Raw genomic sequence first — 15,762 nt, forward strand, 5'->3', positions numbered from 1 at the left:
GGGCTCAGGTGCCGGCCTTGGCGGCTTTTTCGGTTTCCGGCGAGCGCACCACCAGCACCGGCACCGGCGCCAGGCGGATGATTTGTTCGGCGCCGCTGCCCAGCAGCACGCGGCCGATGCCGCGCCGGCCGTGGGTGCCGATCACGATCAGGTCGGCATTCCAGCGCTTGGCTGCGTCGACCACTGCCTCGCCCAGGCGCTCGCCGAAGTTGTCCGACAGCACCTTGTCGGCTTCGACGCCGGCGGCCTGGGCCGTGGCCATGGCTTCGTCAAGAATCTTGTGGCCGTTTTCCCGTATGAGTTCCAGGAGATCGCCGGGGTAGCCGCCATACAGGTCATAGCCGCTGAAGCCGGCCAGCTCGTCCACCACATGAATCAAGCGCACCCGGCCGTTGAAATCCTTGGCCATTTGCAGGGCCGCAGCAAGGGCCTTGTTGGCGGGCGGACTGCCATCCACGGGTACGAGAATTCGCTGGTACATGATGCGGCTCCTGAATTAAATGCTGAACGATTGCAGTATGAAGCATGCACGTTTCGGCGATGTTGATTTTGATCAAGGGGAGGGAGGTGGCTGCCGGCCGGGCGGGGAGCAACTTCGGGTCCGACACGCGGACCTATACTGCAAACCTGAAGTCACTTCCGCAAAAAGAACTATGCTGTTTTCGCCCCCCGGGCCTGCGAGCGGGGCCGTCGCACCCCCTGGCTCGCAGGACGGCGCCTTGCTCGCCAGCCTGCTCGACTCCGCCATGGACGCGATCATCACTGTGGACGAAGGGCGGCGCGTCGTCCAGTACAACCAGGCGGCTGAAAAGGTCTTTGGCTGGACGGCCGCGCAAATGCTGGGCCAACCCCTGGCCCGGCTCATTCCCGAGCGCTTCCACGCCGCCCACGGGGCCCACGTCACGCGCTTCGGCGCCACGGGCGTGACCTCGCGGCGCATGGGAGGCTCCTCGGTGGTCTACGGCCTGCGCGCCAATGGCGAAGAGTTTCGGATGGACGCCTCGATCTCCCAGGTGGACACCCGCGGCGGCAAGCTGTTCACGGTGATTCTGCGCGATGTCACCGAACGGGTGCGGGCACAGGAAGAGCTGAGCGCCTTCGCCGCCGAGGCCAACACCATCCGCGAAGCCGAGAAGCGCCGCATCGCGCGCGAACTGCATGACGAACTGGCGCAGTTGCTCACTGCGCTCAAAATGGACACCATCTGGGTGCGCGACAGCCTGCCTGACGGTGGCCAGGCCGTCGCGACCAAACTGGGCGACATGCTCACCATGCTCGACACTGCGGTAGCCGCCACGCGGCGCATTGCCGCCGACCTGCGGCCGCTGCTGCTTGACGATCTGGGCCTGATCCCGGCCGTCGAGTGGCTGGTGCACAACTTTACCCAGCGCACCGGCGTGGCCTGCGCGCTGCTGGCCGACGAAGAGTTGGAACTGCCAGAGCCCTATGCGACGGCGGTGTTCCGCATCGTGCAGGAGTCGCTGGCCAACGTGGCCAAGCACGCCCAGGCCTCGCAGGTCGAGGTACAGATCGAATGCACGCCCGCTGCGGTGACGATGCGGGTTGCCGACAACGGCCGTGGCTTTTCCCCGGCGGCGCCGCGCAAGCCCCATTCGCTGGGTCTGATGGGCTTGCGCGAGCGCGCGCACCTGCTCAAGGGCAGCATCGACGTCGACAGCCAGTTGGGCAAGGGCACACGCATCGTGGTGCGCATCCCCATGGCCGACGCGGGAGCGGCAACGTGATCAAGATCGTGATTGCCGACGACCATGCCATCGTGCGTGAAGGCCTCAAGCGCATCATCCTTGCGGCGGGCGACATGGAAGTCGCTGGCGAGGCGGCCAACGGCAGCGAGGTCATGCAGCGGGTGCGCGATCTCGCCTTCGATGTGCTGGTGCTGGACCTGTCCATGCCGGGGCGCAGCGGCATGGAGGTGATCCGGCTGGTCCGCGCCGAGAAGCCCAGATTGCGCATCCTCGTGCTGAGCATGCATCAGGAACTGCAATATGCCGTGCGCGCCATCAAATCCGGCGCCAGCGGGTACCTGACCAAGGAAAGCGCCCCGGCGCAACTGGAGCAGGCCATCCGCAAGATCGCCGGCGGCGGTGCGTTCGTTACGGCCGAGGTGGCCGAGCAACTGGCCCTGGGCGCCATGCCGGGCAGCGAAGCGCCGTTGCACGAGAGCCTGTCGAACCGAGAATTCGAGGTGCTGCGGCTGCTGGTGGCCGGCGTATCGGTCACCGACATCGCGGGCCGGCTCAACCTGTCGGTCAAGACCGTCAGCACCCACAAGGCCAATCTGATGCACAAGATGGGCCTGCAAAACCAGAGCGAGCTGATTCGCTATGCCCTCCGGCACGGCCTGGCTGATCAGATGGAGCCCTGAGTGGCCGTTATGGCGCACGCTTGATGTTTGTCAAGGTTGGGGGTGCGGCGGCACACTAGCATTACAAAATTGCTGTCAAAGGAGAGATTTTGTGAAAGCTTCCGCTATGCAACTGCTGGTCCACCTTGATCCCTCCCCGCGCGCAGCGCAGCGCCTGGAGGTCGCGCAGCGGCTCGGGCCACGGCTCGACGCTGCGATTACCGCCCTCTATGCGGTCACGCCCAGTTTTATGGAGCTGCCGTTTTCGCCCGGGGTCGGCCCCGGTATGGGAGCCGCCTTGCGCGAGATCGATGACGAGCAGCACGCCCGGGCGCGAGCCCTGTTCGAGCAAGCACAGGCGGCATCCGAGGTGCCCATTTCATGGGCCGAGGTGCGCGACGAGCCCATCATGGCCGCGTTCGCGCAGCAGGCGTTGTATGCAGACCTGCTGGTGCTGGGTCAGCATGACCCAACGGACGCCGGATCGACGCATGTGCCGGCCGATTTTGTCGAGACCGTGCTGGCGATCAGCGGCAAGCCGGCCCTGATCCTGCCTTATGCCATCGTGCCGGCGGTCATAGGCGAGACCGTGGTGATTGCCTGGAAGCCGACGCGCGAGGCGGCCCGCGCGGTCGCCGCGGCGCTGCCTTTCCTGCAGAGTGCCCAGCGTGTCCATGTGCTCAGTTGGGAGGACGAAGATGCCGACGTCGGCGGCGAGGGGCTGGGCCTGAGCGGTTACCTCAAGCTGAAGGGGGTGGAGGCAATCTGGCACCACCAGGGCAAGGAGCGCGAGAGACTGGGCGAACAACTGCTGTCTCGTGCGTTCGATTTCCAGGCCGACTTGCTGGTCATGGGCTGTTACGGCCACAGCCGCGCGCGTGAATGGGTACTGGGAGGGACTTCGCGGACGGTGCTGGAATCCATGACCCTGCCGGTACTGATGGTCCATTGACGGCCGTCAGGATAGACGGGCAATTGTGGGAGGAAGCGAATATGAAATCCGACTGGATCATGGTCGCCAACGCCACGCAGGCGCGGCTGTTGGGACGCGAACGGGGTGGCCCGATGGTGGTTCTCCAGAATTTTGCGCATCCGCAGGGTCGCGCCAAGGTCAGCGACCTGGCCGATGGCAGGTCAGGGCAGGAAAAGACCGACCACGACTTCAGCGGAGCAGCCTTCCAGCCACACGTGAATGCCAAGCAGAAGGAGCACACGCGCTTTGCGCGCGAACTGGCCGATTATCTGGAGCAGCAGGCCCAGCCGGGTAGTTTTCGTTCGCTGGCGATTTTCGCATCCAGCCCGTTTCTGGGCGAACTCAAGGCCCAACTCGGCGCGGCCACCTCGCGCCTGCTGTCCGCCACCCATGATCTGGACCTGACCAGTTACGGCCTTGGTGAACTGGAGCAGCGCGTCAAACGCGCGTTGGCGCGCTGATCTGCAGCGCAAAACATCATGAACCTCTCGCTCCAGGCCGCCGTGGATTCGCTGGGCCAGCGCGCGGGCGTGGCCTTCGCCGTTGTGCTGCCCCGCGGCGCGGCCTACCAGACGGGTGGGGGCGAGCCGGTCTTCACGGTGGTGTTTCGTACCGATAGGGCGCTGGTGTCCATGCTCGCACGCGGCCACCTGGGCTTGCTGGAAGCCTATTTTGACCAGGAGGTTGATCTGCAGGGCGATCTGGGCGCGGCCATGGCGGCGGGCATGCGCTCGGGTTTCGACGTGCGCTTCGATGCGGTCAACAGCGTGGAGAACAACGTGCTCGAATGGCGCGGCGCCAATCGCAACGCGCAGCAGGCCAAGACCAATGCGCGCGCGCACTATGGCCTGGGGGAGCCGTTCTACCGCGTCTGGCTCGACGATCCGCTCAAGATGTACACCTGTGGCTATTGGCGCGAGGGCACGCAGAGCCTGGAGCAGGCGCAGCGCGACAAGATCGACCACGTGTGCCGCAAGATCGATCTGCGCCGGGGCGAGCACTTTGTCGACATTGGTTGCGGCTTTGGCGGCTTCATGTTCAGGGCCCTGGAGACCACCGGTGCGCTGGGTACGGGCGTCAACACGACGACCGAGCAGGTGCAATGGCTTGATGCCGAGATCCGCCGGCGCGGGCTGCAGGAACAGCTGCAGGTGCGCGAAGCCGATTTCCGCGACGTGAACGCGCAGTTCGACAAGGTCGTGTCCATCGGCGTGCTCGAACACGCGGGGCGCGACCAGCTGGCTGAAGTGATCAAGGCCCATGCCGATTTCCTCAAACCTGGTGGACTGGGCATGCTGCATTTCATCGGCCATGTGGGCCGGCGTGACACGGAGCTGTTCATCCGCAAGCATGTGTTCCCCGGCGGCTGGATTCCCAGCCTGGCGGATGCCCTCGTCGACATGGAAAATGCCGGACTGGAAGTGATCGACGTCGAGAACCTGCGCCGCCACTATGCCCCGACGCTGGATGAATGGGCGCGGCGCTTTGCCGCCAACTGGCCCGCCATCCAGGCGCTGGACCCTGAACGCTTCAATGAGCGCTTCCGGCGCATCTGGATGTGCTATCTCGTGGGATGCGCGGAAATGTTCCGCTCTGAGGTGGGCCAGACCTACCTGTTCCAGGTGCTGTTCAGCAAGGGCAACATCAGCCGCACCAGCTACCCGATGACGCGGGAGCATCTTTATGGACACCGCGCGCCCTGAAATTCTGGCGCACGCCGAGCGCGCCGCGCAGGCGGCGGCGCAAATGAGGGCGCGGGCCTCGGCGCCCGAACCGATCGCGCTGCACAAGAGTACCTCCAACCTGTTCCGCGATCGCCGCGAGGACGGCCGGCGCAGGCTCGACCTTGGCGACATGCGCCACGTGATCGGCGCCGACGCGCAGGCTGGCTGGGTCGACGTCGAAGGCATGATCACCTACGAAGACCTGGTGGCGTGGACGCTGCCGCGCGGCCGTATGCCGGCCGTGGTGCCCCAGCTCAAGACCATCACTGTCGGCGGCGCCTGCGCGGGCGTGGGTATCGAGGCCACATCGTTCCGGCATGGCCTGGTGCATGACACGCTGCAGGAGATCGAGGTGCTGCTGCCTCAGGGCGATATCGTGGTCTGCACGCCCGGCAACGAGCACAGCGACCTGTTCTTTGGTTTTCCCAATTCCTACGGCACGCTCGGCTATGCACTGCGTCTGCGGATAGGTACGCTCGAAGTGCAGCCCATGGTGCACGTCGAATATCAGGCGTGCGCCGACGGCGAGGCATTTTTCGAGGCACTGGCCGTCCAGTGTCGTGGCGACGCCGATTTTGTGGATGCCGTGGTGTTTGGCGAGCACGAACATGTCCTGAGCGTAGGCCGCTTCACGCGCGAGGCGCCATGGCGCAGCGACTACAGTTTCAAGCACATCTATTACCAGTCGCTGCGCTCGCGGCAGCAGGATTACCTGAGCACGCAGGACTACCTCTGGCGCTGGGACACGGACTGGTTCTGGTGTTCGAAGAATTTCGGGGCGCAGCATCCGCTGGTGCGCCGCCTGCTCGGGCGCGAGCGCCTGAATTCACGCACCTACACGCGCTGGATGCGCCTGAACGCACGCTGGCAGCTGACCCAGCGCCTGGCAAGCTGGCGCGGCCGCTACCGCGAGAGCGTGATTCAGGACGTGGACATTCCCCTGGAGCGCGCCGCGGAATTCCTTGCCTTCCTGCAGCGCGAGATCGGCATCCTGCCCATCTGGGTCTGCCCGGTGCGCGGCGAGGTGGCAGGGCGGCAGTTTCCGCTGTATCGGCTGGCTGCGGCGCCTCTTTACATCAACTTCGGCTTCTGGGATGTGATCGAATCGCCCCTTTCCTTCGAGCCGGGACATTTCAACCGCCTGATCGAAAAGGAAGTGATGCGCCTGGGGGGCATCAAGTCGCTTTATTCGGAGAGTTTTTTTACGCCCGGGGAATTCGCGCAAGCCTATGACCTGGCTGAGTACGAGCGGCTCAAGGCCCGGTACGACCCGCGGGGCCGCGCACCGCATCTGTATGACAAATGCGTGCTGCGTGCCTGAGCGCATGAGCAGATGATGCACGACGCGCCGGCTGCTCTGGCGGGCGAGGGGTCGGGCGGTCGCTCGGACAATTCCTAGGCACCCTCAGCGCGGCGGAAGCCCCGATCCGGAGTTATCCGAGGGCTGGATTCGGCCTTCGCCGATGTTGCAGCGGCGCGCTGGCAGCCATAGTGCAGGCATGCCTGAGCGCCACGTCCCTGTCAAAGTTTTTCTTGCCGACGATTGGGCGCCCATCCGCACACGCGTTGCGGCGATGCTCCAGGCCCGCGCCATGACCGTTGTCGGCCAGGCCGAAACGCCGCAGGGTGCCATTGACGGCATCCTGTCCACGCGCCCCGATGTGGTGGTACTCGATGTTCAACTCGCGGGTGGCTCCGGCCTGGAAGTGTTGCTCACCGTGCGCCGGGCCGTACCCGAAATCGCCTTCGTCGTTTTCAGCAACAACTCGGGTCTGGCGTTCCGCAAGCGCTACCTGGGAGGCGGTGCCGTCCGCTTTCTCGACAAGAGCATCGAATTTGAGCAACTCGCGCAGTCTGTGGCGGACGCCTCACAGCATGCAACGCATTAACAGCGTCCCGTTCACCCAGGAGAAAGCCATGTCCCTCGCCGTCCTCGAAGCTCCCGCCGCCCCTATCCGGTTCGCGACCTGGCAGGCACCGGAGGCGATGACCCCCGCGGTCTCGTCGAAACCCCGCTGTTCCAACTGCCACCTGCGTGAGCTGTGCCTGCCCAGCGGCATGAGCAGCAGCGACGTCACGCGCCTGGATGGCCTGATGTTCACCCGGCGCAAGGTCAAGTCGGCCCAGACGCTCTACCGCGAGGGTGAACGCTTCCAGTTCGTTTATGCCGTGCGCAGCGGCACGTTCAAGTCCAGCCTGACACTGGCCGATGGGCGCGAGCAGGTCAGCAATTTCCATATCGCCGGGGAGCTGATGGGGCTGGACGGGGTGGCCCAGGGCAACCATGCCAGCAGTGCCACTGCCCTGGAAGACGCCGAGGTTTGCGCCATTCCTTACGCGCATCTCACCGAACTGGCAGCCGGCAGTTCCGGCACGCAGCACTTGATCAGCCGCCTCATGAGCCGCGAAATTGTGCGCGAGCAGAGCCTGATGATGCTGCTGGGCAGCATGAACGCCGAGGAGCGGCTCGCGGCCTTCCTGCTGAACCTGTCGAAACGCCTGAAGGCACGCGGCTACTCGGCCAGCGAATTCCACCTGAGGATGACGCGCGCTGAAATCGGCAGCTACTTGGGCATGACGCTGGAAACCGTCAGCCGCACGTTCTCGGCCTTCCAGGAACAACGCCTGCTTGAAGTGGACAAGCGCCACATACGCATCATCGACCCGGGTGCTTTGGCGCGGGCTTTCGAGATGCGCGTGCACTGACGGCCGCGACGGCTCATTACTGTGCTCGTTGACCCAAGCGCCGCAGCTTTGCCAGCCAGCGTTCTCCGTCGTCCGTCTTGAAGTTGTCGACCATGCCGATCAGCGTCTCATGCACCGGTGCAATGCCGACGAAGCCCAGGATATTGCGCTCCAGCGATTTGACGCTGTGGGCTCGGAAATACCAGCGGTAAACCAGAGCCGGCATTCCCATGCTCACGACGACGCGGGCCGAGCGGCCTTGCAAACCCTTCTTCGTGAAGGCGGTGCTGCCGGCCGCGCGCTCAAAAGCAAAGCCTGGCCGGGCCACCTGCTCCAGGAAGGCCTTGAGCAGGGCCGGCATATCGCCGAGCCAGAGCGGAAAGAACAGCACGATGTGCTCGGCCCAGCGGATGTCGTCCTGCGCCTGCTGCAAGCCAGCGGGTAGCGCGCCTTCCTCCCAGGCTTTCTGGCTGCGCAGCAGCGGGAAGTCGAGTTCGGCCACGTTGACCCAGCGTACGACGTGGCCGGCCTCCTGGGCGCCGGCGGCGTAGGAGCCGGCCAGGGCATGGCATAGATGAGGCAGGGTCATATCGGGATGGCCCTGGATCAACAGGATGCGCTTGAACGTCATGTTTTGCATCGACCTCAGCTTATTCGGCAGGAACAAAGATCCACATGAGAAGATAAATCCCCAGCCCTGCGCCGCCGCAGAAAAACAGCAAGGCAAAAAGCAGGCGCCAGACCCATGCGTCGGTGCCCGTCGCCCGAGCGATACCACCGCATACACCTGCAATCCAGCGCTCGCTCCGGCTCCGGCGCAGGGCGCCGAACGCCGCCAGAGGCGCTTCGTTGCGGCCCAGCAGCAGGGCCTTTGCGCGTGCGAACTCCTCGTCCGACAACACACCGCGGCGGCGCAGTTCGTCCAGGCGGTCCAACTCTTCGCTCAGTACCATGACGAACTCCTTGATTGTTTTGATGCTAGCGCAGTCGTCGGGGTTGGTGGTTGACGCAGCGCAAAAAGAGAGTCGACCTGTCGCCGGCGATGGCATTTGCGTTCCATCAAGGCGGGCACAGATTCATGCTTTTATCTTTGCCCAATGAAGGTAATACTCAAACGCTATGCAAGGCCCGTCGCCCCCGTCCCGTCGAGATGAATCCGATATTGCGGCCCCGATAAGGCACCGGTGTGGATGGCGCCAGGCGGGGCGTGCCAATTTTCTTTTTCTATTGAATTTGCCGGCCTGGAGTTGGCTGGTACTTGGACTGATCGCCTCCGTGACCCTGTTTTCCTGGGTGTATCGCCAGGAACAACGCAGCGAGCGCGCCAACTTCGAGCGCCGCACGCAGGCCCGGGTCACGGCGGTCCAGCAAGGCATGAGCGATGCCACTGACGCGGTCCGGGCGATCAACCTGTTCTTCGTCGCGAATGGCGGCAACATCAGCCGCGAGCAGTTTCACACCTTTGCGCAGCCATTGCGTGCGCGCTATCCCTATATTGCGGCATTTGCCTATGACCGACTGGTCGCCGGGGATGAACGCCCCGCGTTCGAGGCCCAAATGCGCATTCGCTACCCAGGCTTCAACATCACTGAAATGGTGGACGGCAAGCACGTGGTGAGTCGCCCGAAAGATCGCTACCTTGTCGTTGACTACATAGAGCCGATGGCTGCAGGCGATACCGCCTTTGGTCTTGACGTCTCGTCCACGCCCTCCCGCGAGGCGGCCATCCGGCGCGCGGAAAGCACGGGCCTGCCGGCTGCGACGGGCTTGTTTCCGTTCGTGCAGTTGCCGGGCACACCTGCCGGTTTCCGCATACTGATGACGGTGTACAAGAATGTCGGAACGCTGGACGCCGCCCCCTTGCGCCATCGGGAGGTTGCCGGTTACACCGTCGCGGTGCTGCGCGCAGCTGACGTCATTGAAAAGATACTGGGGCCGGCGGATTCCATCGGCAATGCCGGGCTGGACGTGCGCGTCTACGCAGCAGCCTCGACGGACGACAGCCAGCTTGTCTATGGTCTGGCCGGCGAGGCCACTGGAAAACCTCGGGGGTTGCGGCCTGCCTGGTTGTTTGGAAACCCGCCAGAAACGTTCTCCCACAATTTCGACGTTGCCGGCACCACATGGCGCATTTCGATCGCAGCGCGGCCCACGCCATTGGTCGCGGCCCATGCCGGTGCGCTGGTTGCCTTGCTGGCAAGTTTGCTGACCACGCTCGCGCTGACCGCCTACTTGCGCGCTATGGCGACACGCTCGCGGGGAATTCAACAACTGGTGGAGCAGCGCACCCGCGAACTCACGCAAGCGTCCGAAGCCTTGAGCCTGAGCGAAGCCCGGCTGCGCGGCATCTTCGACTCGGCCACCGACGCGATCATCACCGCCGACGAGTCCCAGACCATCGTGATGGCCAATGCGGCCGCCGCGCAGATGTTCTGCTGTCCGATCGACGCGTTGATCGGCGCGCCGCTCGAGCGCTTGCTCCCCGAGCGCCATCGGGAGATGCATCAGCGTGAGGTGCAGGCCTTTGGCGACACACAGGCCCAAGCGCGCCGCATGGGAGGGCCGCGGGATGTGATGGGTTTGCGCGCTGATGGCCAGGAGTTTCCGATCGATGCTGCGATTTCGCACTTGAGTTTTGGCGGACGACGGTTGTACACCGTGATCCTGCGTGACATCACCGAGCGCCGCAGCGCACAGGTTGCGCTGCGCGAGAGCGAAGAACGCTTGCGGCGTCTGCTGCTGTTGCTGCCCGTCGGGGTTTTCGTCTACGGCGGTAGCGGCCCCCGCACGCGTATCACCTTTGCCAACGAGGCCGCGCAGCGCCTGGTCGGTACCGGTGAGGCGAACCTGCTCGGGCGCTCGCCGCTGGACTTGATCCATCCAGACTCGCTCGAACAGGTCAAGCAGCGCCTGCTGGCGATGCAGGGCGGTACCACCGTGCCTCCCTTGCGCGCCCTGAAGATCCAGCGCGCCGACGGCGAGGTCCGCCTGGTGCAGGCGACGGCGGCGCCGGTTACCATCGCCGGCCAGACCTCGATTGTCGTCATCCTGCACGACGTCACCGAACTGCAACGGGCACAGCACGCGCTGAAACGCTCGCACGCCGACCTGCGACGCCTGGTGGCAGCGCAGGACAGCGTTCAGGACAACGAGCGCAAGCGCATCGCGCGCGAGTTGCACGACGATCTGCAGCAGACGCTGGCGGGGCTCAAGATGTACCTGGTCGCGATCGGCGAGCATCTGGCGCAGGAGCCGGCCCGCGCGGCGCCGCTGCTGGCCGAGGCCATCAAGCTCACTTCGGCGGCCATCGACTCGACGCGCCGTATCGTCAGCGATCTGCGGCCGCAGATCCTCGACGACCTGGGTCTCGTGCCGGCGCTGGAGGTGCTGGTTGGCCAGTTCACCCAGCGCACCGGCATCGCCTGCTATCTGGAAATACAGGGCGAGGCCGGCGAGGAAGATCTGGAATCGCCCGCTGTGGCAAGCTGCCTGTACCGCGTGGCGCAGGAGGCACTCACCAATGTCGCCAAACACGCGCAGGCGAGCACCGTGCAAGTGCGGCTTACGGGCGCGGCGTCCGGCCGGCTGGTGCTGCGCATCCGGGACAACGGCAGCGGCGGCGGCATCAGCGCGAGTGATCGCCGCAAGCCGGGCTCGTTCGGCCTGCTGGGGATGCACGAGCGTGTGCGCGCGCTCGGCGGGGTGCTGCACATCGACAGCCAGCCCGGCAGCGGCACGACGCTCGAGGTGAGTCTTCCCGTGGCGCCCGCGGTTCTGGGGGCGAGTTGATGTCTCCGACCGGCCAGGCTCGCTAACGCCCCTCGAAACGACAGAACCTGCTGGAGCACGCAGATGCAAAATAAACCGATCAAGGTCTTGCTGGTGGATGACCATGCTGTTGTGCGCAACGGGGTGCGGCTGATACTGAGCGCGGCGCAGGATATCGAGGTTACGGGCGAGGCGGAAAACGCCGAGGCCGCGATGCGCCTCTTGCGCCAGCAAGCGTTCGACGTCGCGCTGCTGGATATCGCGCTACCCGGAGTCAGCGGCCTGGACCTGCTCAGGCGTCTGCGCGCGGCGCAGCCGGCGCTGGCGGTGCTGATGCTCTCGATGTATGCGGAGGAGGCCTATGCGGTCAGGGCGCTCAAGCTGGGCGCGGCCGGCTACTTGACCAAGAGTCATTCGGGCGATGCCATGATTGCAGCGGTACGCAAGGTTGCCGCGGGGGGCAAGTACATCAGCGCGGCCGTGGCCGACAAGCTGGCCGATAACCTGGGTGGTGGCCGGATGGCGCCGCACGAAGCGCTCTCCGACCGCGAGTTGGAGGTGTTGAATCTGCTGGCATCGGGCCAGAGCCTGGTGAAGATTGGCGATGTATTGCACCTGAGTCCCAAGACCGTCAGCACGCACCGCACCCACATCCTGGAAAAGATGGGCATGAGCAGCAACGCCGAACTGATTCGCTACATGCTGGAAAACGGTTTGCTGACTTGAGGGCCTGCGCCGCGCAAGCCATGGGCCAATGCAATAAGCAGTAGGCATTTCGCATTAGGCATTCGCCTACAAAAGCGGCGGCCATCGCCGATAGCCACTGCTCCTTTCTTTGGCGACACTTGCAACTGTTGCAACGGGAGCACGGGGAGGAGCAGGGGGACGGGGAGGCACAGACCTCCTCTTCCCGGGTTGCTTGCTGTTGTTGCAACACTGCTTTCCCGTTCGACTGAGCAAGAGGAGTCATACAACATGGAAACCAACCTGCCGCATGCCTACGTTTCAAGCGATCCGCTCTATCCCTTTGAGGACCGGACGGTGTGGTGATCGATTTCGTCCGGCACTAAACACCATGGCCACTGCGGCCGCCCGAGATGGAGAAAACCTGATGCACGCCAGCCAAGTCCTTGCTCGCCGAGCCTCCCTTGCCACGCATCGCGGACATCTTTTGCGCCAGGCCGCGTTGCGGCCGGTCCTCGTCGAGTTGGAAGATGGTGTGTGCGATATGCGCCTGCGTATCACCGAGGACCAGTTTAGTTATGGCGTGATGGCCCAGTTCGGCGCCCCGTCCACCGACGCCTTTGAAGTGGAGCTCGAAGGCAATCAGATCCTGATCACGATGACGCAGTTGGTACGCGACGATCCGCCACAAAGCCAGGTCGCACTGACGTTCCCCCATGCCATCGACGCTTTGGCGTCGTGCGGGGAATGCGCCGAAGGGTTGCTGCATCTGTCGTTGCGCAAGGAGATGCCGTGATGCATTCGTTCACGCGCATTCAGGCCCACTGTGCAACCACCAGGTCGGCCAGGAGCTGGTCATGAGCATCAAAGTCATTTCCGCTACGCACTGGAGTACTGCATCGGATAGCAGCACCACAGACACATCTCCCATGGAATTGTCAGCCTTGGGGGAGCACCTGGACCTGTGCAGGGGGTCGCGTGGGCATCTGTTCGCGTTGCATTGCGTCATGGAAGCCACGAGCCGTTTCGTGGCGTCGCGCTTCGTGACGACGCTGCTGGTGATCGCGCTGCTGATCGGTGCTGCTTCCCTGATGTTGTAAGTCAGCGTGTGCAACGCGAGTCATCGGGTCTGGTGCCAGTCCGTGAAACTGCACTCCCGGACTTGCGCCATATCAAGAGCTTGGATGTCTATTCAGACGATGCTGTGATACCCACTGATATTGGAGAAGATCTCATGGCGCCGATATTCAAACATTTCCTGGTTGCGGCTGCATTGGCCGCCAGTGCGATCAGCCAGGCGGCGGACGAACCGGCGGCCCCGCCTGCGCCTCCTGCAACGCAAAGCCCGGGGAGGGCCCACGCTCTGGCGACCAAGGCCGCGCAGGACGCTGCAATCGCGACGCGCGAAGCCGCTGCGCGTGTGTCGGCTGCGTTGAAGAGGGCAGAGGCGGCAGCCGATGAGGGGTCCGAGCGCTCGGCGCGGGCCATCAGCCGGGCTGTTCACCGGGCGGACGAGGCGACAAAGCGCGCGGTAAGAAGTGCAGAACAAGCCACAGCGCGTGCGACGCAGGATGGGAGGGAGCTCGCCCAGAAGGCCGAAGACGCGGCCAAACAAGCGGCAGCCGCCACTCGGGACGCTGCCGAGAAGGCGGACAGCGCCGCGCGGCATGCCGCCCGATCCGCCAGGGACGATGCGCTGAAGGCGGCGTGCCACGCGCGATGCCCTGCGCAAAGCTGAGCAGGATGCGCGGCAGGCAGCCCGTGCATCGAAGGATGCAGCCGACAAGGCCGTGCAGGCCGGCAGGAAAAGGCTGCATACGGACTCCCGCACGAGTCTTCCAGCACGGGTATCTTGATGTCATGGACACCTATTCGCTGAAGCGGCTCGACGGACTCCCGGCGGGGGAAGTCGGGAGCCGCCCTGGCCTCGGCAGTTCGCGTCATGGCACGACTCCTTCGGGGCTTCGATGCGCCACCCTTGCTTCGTCTATGGGACGATACCGTTGTCGCACCGCAAGGGCGAGCTGCGACGTTCACGCTGGAGTTCGAGTCAGGCGGCACCGGTATCTACCAGATTCTGGCGTCCCGGCGCGACCGCGGCCGCTGGCCGGTTCCAATGTCGCGGCGCGACCTTTATGCCGCTCCCGGCGGCCCAGCCTGACATGTGCTTTTCTGCCTCGGCCAGCTTCGCCGCAGGCGCCTTCCTGCTCGGGATCGGCACGCTGACAAGGAAGGCGGCTCGCACGCCGAATGAGCGTCCGTTCGCAGCAATCCCGTTGCTCTTTGCGCTGCAGCAATTCATCGAGGGCGCGGTCTGGCTCACGTTCAGCCACGATGCGCCGCTGACCAATGAGGTGATGACTTATGCCTTCTCGTTCTTCTCTCTCTTGCTGTGGCCCGTGTTCGTGCCTGCCGCCGTGCTGCTGATCGAGCCGCCGGGTTGGCGCCGACAGGGGTTGCGCGTGTTCGTCGCCGCCTGTGCGATCGCCAGCGGCTCACTGTTGTATACGATGACCGGGTACGGCATCGTCTCACGCGTGACGGGGCAGCCTATCGACTATGTGATACCCCATTTCTTCCCCGTGGCGACGATGCTGCTGTACCTGCTATCGACCAGTGCCAGCGAGTTGCTGTCGACATACGGCGAGGTGAAAATCTTCCGACTTCTCGTTATGTTTTCTTTCGGTGCGGCGTACGTGGTCTATACGCACTGGTTCATTTCGGTCTGGTGCTGCTTCGCCGCGGCGCTGAGCGCAGTCGTGCTCCCTCATTTCAGTGCCGTGCCGATGCTTGCGAAACAAGTGCGGGCGTGAGTGCAGCATGGTTTTTCAGGGAATGACGGGGCGCTTCACGGGGTCGATTGCAGACATCGGTATCGTGGAGCCGACATTGATCGAGAAGTCCCTTGAGCTAGCTCAAGGCCTTCCATCGCTGGCGTCCGATACTGATTTTGTATGTCACAAGAACTTTCTCGCCGTTCGTTTCTTCAGGGTACCGCGGCTTCGGGTGCAGGCATGGGCATGACGCCGACCGCTTCACCCGTCGATGCGCTGGCGCCGCGGGGCGCTGGCGCGCCGGTGCTCGGACCGGCCGCGGTGCCGCTCACGCTGACCGTGAACGGTGTGGCGCGCTCGCTTCATGTCGAGCCGCGCACCACACTGGCCGAGGCGCTGCGCGGGCCGCTGGATCTGACGGGCACCAAGATTGCCTGCAACCGCGGCGCCTGTTCAGCCTGCACGGTCTGGCTCGACGGCGTCACGGTATGCGCCTGCATGATGCTGGCCGTCGAGGTCGGCGCGCGCAAGGTCACGACCATCGAAGGCCTCGCGCATGGGGATACGCTGCACCCGGTGCAGGCCGCGTTCATCGAGCATGACGCGATGCAATGCGGATTTTGCACACCCGGCATGGTGATGAGCTGCGCAGCGCTGCTGGAGCACACTCCGCGGCCGGGTGTGGACGATGTCATGGCCGCGATCAGCGGCCACCTGTGCCGCTGCGGCACCTATCCGCACGTGCTCGAGGCGACGCTCGCCGCGGCCGCGTCGAAAGGCAAGGGTTGA

General features: G+C 64.5%; 19 protein-coding genes. 16 read left to right on the forward strand and 3 right to left on the reverse strand.

Translation table 11 applies throughout. The features are described from left to right. Nucleotides 1-4 precede the first annotated feature (4 nt). Nucleotides 5-481, reverse strand: coding sequence for a universal stress protein (locus B0E49_RS07895; protein WP_077561643.1), 477 nt, complete (start codon nucleotides 479-481; stop codon nucleotides 5-7). A gap of 172 nt (nucleotides 482-653) precedes the next feature. Between B0E49_RS07895 and B0E49_RS07900 the strand changes: the two genes are divergently transcribed. The 8 genes from B0E49_RS07900 to fnr all read left to right on the forward strand — a co-directional run bounded on the left by B0E49_RS07900 (nucleotide 654) and on the right by fnr (nucleotide 7,768). Beyond that, on the forward strand, nucleotides 654-1,745 hold the full coding sequence (locus B0E49_RS07900; protein ID WP_077561644.1) for a PAS domain-containing sensor histidine kinase: 1,092 nt from the start codon (nucleotides 654-656) through the stop codon (nucleotides 1,743-1,745). Then, on the forward strand, nucleotides 1,742-2,386 hold the full coding sequence (locus B0E49_RS07905; RefSeq protein WP_077561645.1) for a response regulator: 645 nt from the start codon (nucleotides 1,742-1,744) through the stop codon (nucleotides 2,384-2,386). Before B0E49_RS07900 ends, B0E49_RS07905 begins: the two co-directional genes overlap by 4 nt. Nucleotides 2,387-2,477: 91 nt before the next feature. After that, entirely contained in the window at nucleotides 2,478-3,317 is an 840-nt protein-coding gene (locus tag B0E49_RS07910; RefSeq protein WP_286137876.1) for a universal stress protein, read from the forward strand. Nucleotides 3,318-3,358: 41 nt separating this feature from the next. Continuing rightward, nucleotides 3,359-3,799, forward strand: coding sequence for a host attachment protein (locus B0E49_RS07915; protein WP_077561647.1), 441 nt, complete (start codon nucleotides 3,359-3,361; stop codon nucleotides 3,797-3,799). 18 nt (nucleotides 3,800-3,817) lie between these two features. After that, nucleotides 3,818-5,041: an SAM-dependent methyltransferase gene (locus B0E49_RS07920; protein WP_077561648.1), complete on the forward strand. Its 1,224-nt coding sequence runs from the start codon at nucleotides 3,818-3,820 to the stop codon at nucleotides 5,039-5,041. Then, nucleotides 5,022-6,383 (forward strand): FAD-binding oxidoreductase, encoded by a 1,362-nt coding sequence (locus B0E49_RS07925; protein WP_077561649.1) that lies wholly within the window; start codon nucleotides 5,022-5,024, stop codon nucleotides 6,381-6,383. The genes B0E49_RS07920 and B0E49_RS07925 overlap by 20 nt, the downstream gene beginning before the upstream one ends. 178 nt (nucleotides 6,384-6,561) lie before the next feature. Further along, complete coding sequence (locus B0E49_RS07930; protein WP_077561650.1) at nucleotides 6,562-6,951, forward strand: response regulator; 390 nt, start codon at nucleotides 6,562-6,564, stop codon at nucleotides 6,949-6,951. Between the two features lie 28 nt (nucleotides 6,952-6,979). Further along, nucleotides 6,980-7,768: a fumarate/nitrate reduction transcriptional regulator Fnr gene (gene fnr, locus B0E49_RS07935; protein WP_077561651.1), complete on the forward strand. Its 789-nt coding sequence runs from the start codon at nucleotides 6,980-6,982 to the stop codon at nucleotides 7,766-7,768. Between the two features lie 16 nt (nucleotides 7,769-7,784). Here fnr and B0E49_RS07940 read toward each other — a convergent pair whose 3' ends face one another. Continuing rightward, nucleotides 7,785-8,378 carry an NAD(P)H-dependent oxidoreductase gene (locus B0E49_RS07940; protein WP_077561652.1) on the reverse strand — a complete coding sequence of 198 codons (594 nt, stop codon included), beginning with the start codon at nucleotides 8,376-8,378 and terminating at the stop codon, nucleotides 7,785-7,787. Nucleotides 8,379-8,397: 19 nt separating this feature from the next. Continuing rightward, nucleotides 8,398-8,700, reverse strand: a complete 303-nt coding sequence (locus B0E49_RS07945) for a PspC domain-containing protein (protein WP_077561653.1) — start codon at nucleotides 8,698-8,700, stop codon at nucleotides 8,398-8,400. Between the two features lie 322 nt (nucleotides 8,701-9,022). On the opposite strand from B0E49_RS07945, the gene B0E49_RS07950 reads away from it, so the two are divergent. From B0E49_RS07950 to B0E49_RS07980, 8 genes are all read left to right on the forward strand, one after another. Continuing rightward, on the forward strand, nucleotides 9,023-11,536 hold the full coding sequence (locus B0E49_RS07950) for a sensor histidine kinase (protein WP_168175019.1): 2,514 nt from the start codon (nucleotides 9,023-9,025) through the stop codon (nucleotides 11,534-11,536). Between the two features lie 63 nt (nucleotides 11,537-11,599). Beyond that, nucleotides 11,600-12,241 carry a response regulator gene (locus B0E49_RS07955; RefSeq protein ID WP_077561655.1) on the forward strand — a complete coding sequence of 214 codons (642 nt, stop codon included), beginning with the start codon at nucleotides 11,600-11,602 and terminating at the stop codon, nucleotides 12,239-12,241. Between the two features lie 385 nt (nucleotides 12,242-12,626). Further along, entirely contained in the window at nucleotides 12,627-12,995 is a 369-nt protein-coding gene (locus B0E49_RS07960; RefSeq protein ID WP_077561656.1) for a hypothetical protein, read from the forward strand. Nucleotides 12,996-13,056: 61 nt separating this feature from the next. After that, nucleotides 13,057-13,299: a hypothetical protein gene (locus B0E49_RS20485; RefSeq protein WP_168175020.1), complete on the forward strand. Its 243-nt coding sequence runs from the start codon at nucleotides 13,057-13,059 to the stop codon at nucleotides 13,297-13,299. 134 nt (nucleotides 13,300-13,433) lie between these two features. After that, nucleotides 13,434-13,937 carry a hypothetical protein gene (locus B0E49_RS07965; RefSeq protein ID WP_077561657.1) on the forward strand — a complete coding sequence of 168 codons (504 nt, stop codon included), beginning with the start codon at nucleotides 13,434-13,436 and terminating at the stop codon, nucleotides 13,935-13,937. A 204-nt stretch (nucleotides 13,938-14,141) separates the two neighbouring features. Continuing rightward, nucleotides 14,142-14,360, forward strand: a complete 219-nt coding sequence (locus B0E49_RS07970) for a hypothetical protein (RefSeq protein ID WP_144264485.1) — start codon at nucleotides 14,142-14,144, stop codon at nucleotides 14,358-14,360. A gap of 1 nt (nucleotide 14,361) precedes the next feature. After that, nucleotides 14,362-15,012, forward strand: coding sequence for a DUF6629 family protein (locus B0E49_RS07975; RefSeq protein WP_077561693.1), 651 nt, complete (start codon nucleotides 14,362-14,364; stop codon nucleotides 15,010-15,012). A gap of 141 nt (nucleotides 15,013-15,153) precedes the next feature. Continuing rightward, complete coding sequence (locus tag B0E49_RS07980; protein ID WP_077561659.1) at nucleotides 15,154-15,762, forward strand: (2Fe-2S)-binding protein; 609 nt, start codon at nucleotides 15,154-15,156, stop codon at nucleotides 15,760-15,762.

It is taken from the genome of Polaromonas sp. C04 (assembly GCF_002002705.1).
GTDB lineage: Bacteria > Pseudomonadota > Gammaproteobacteria > Burkholderiales > Burkholderiaceae_C > Rhodoferax_A.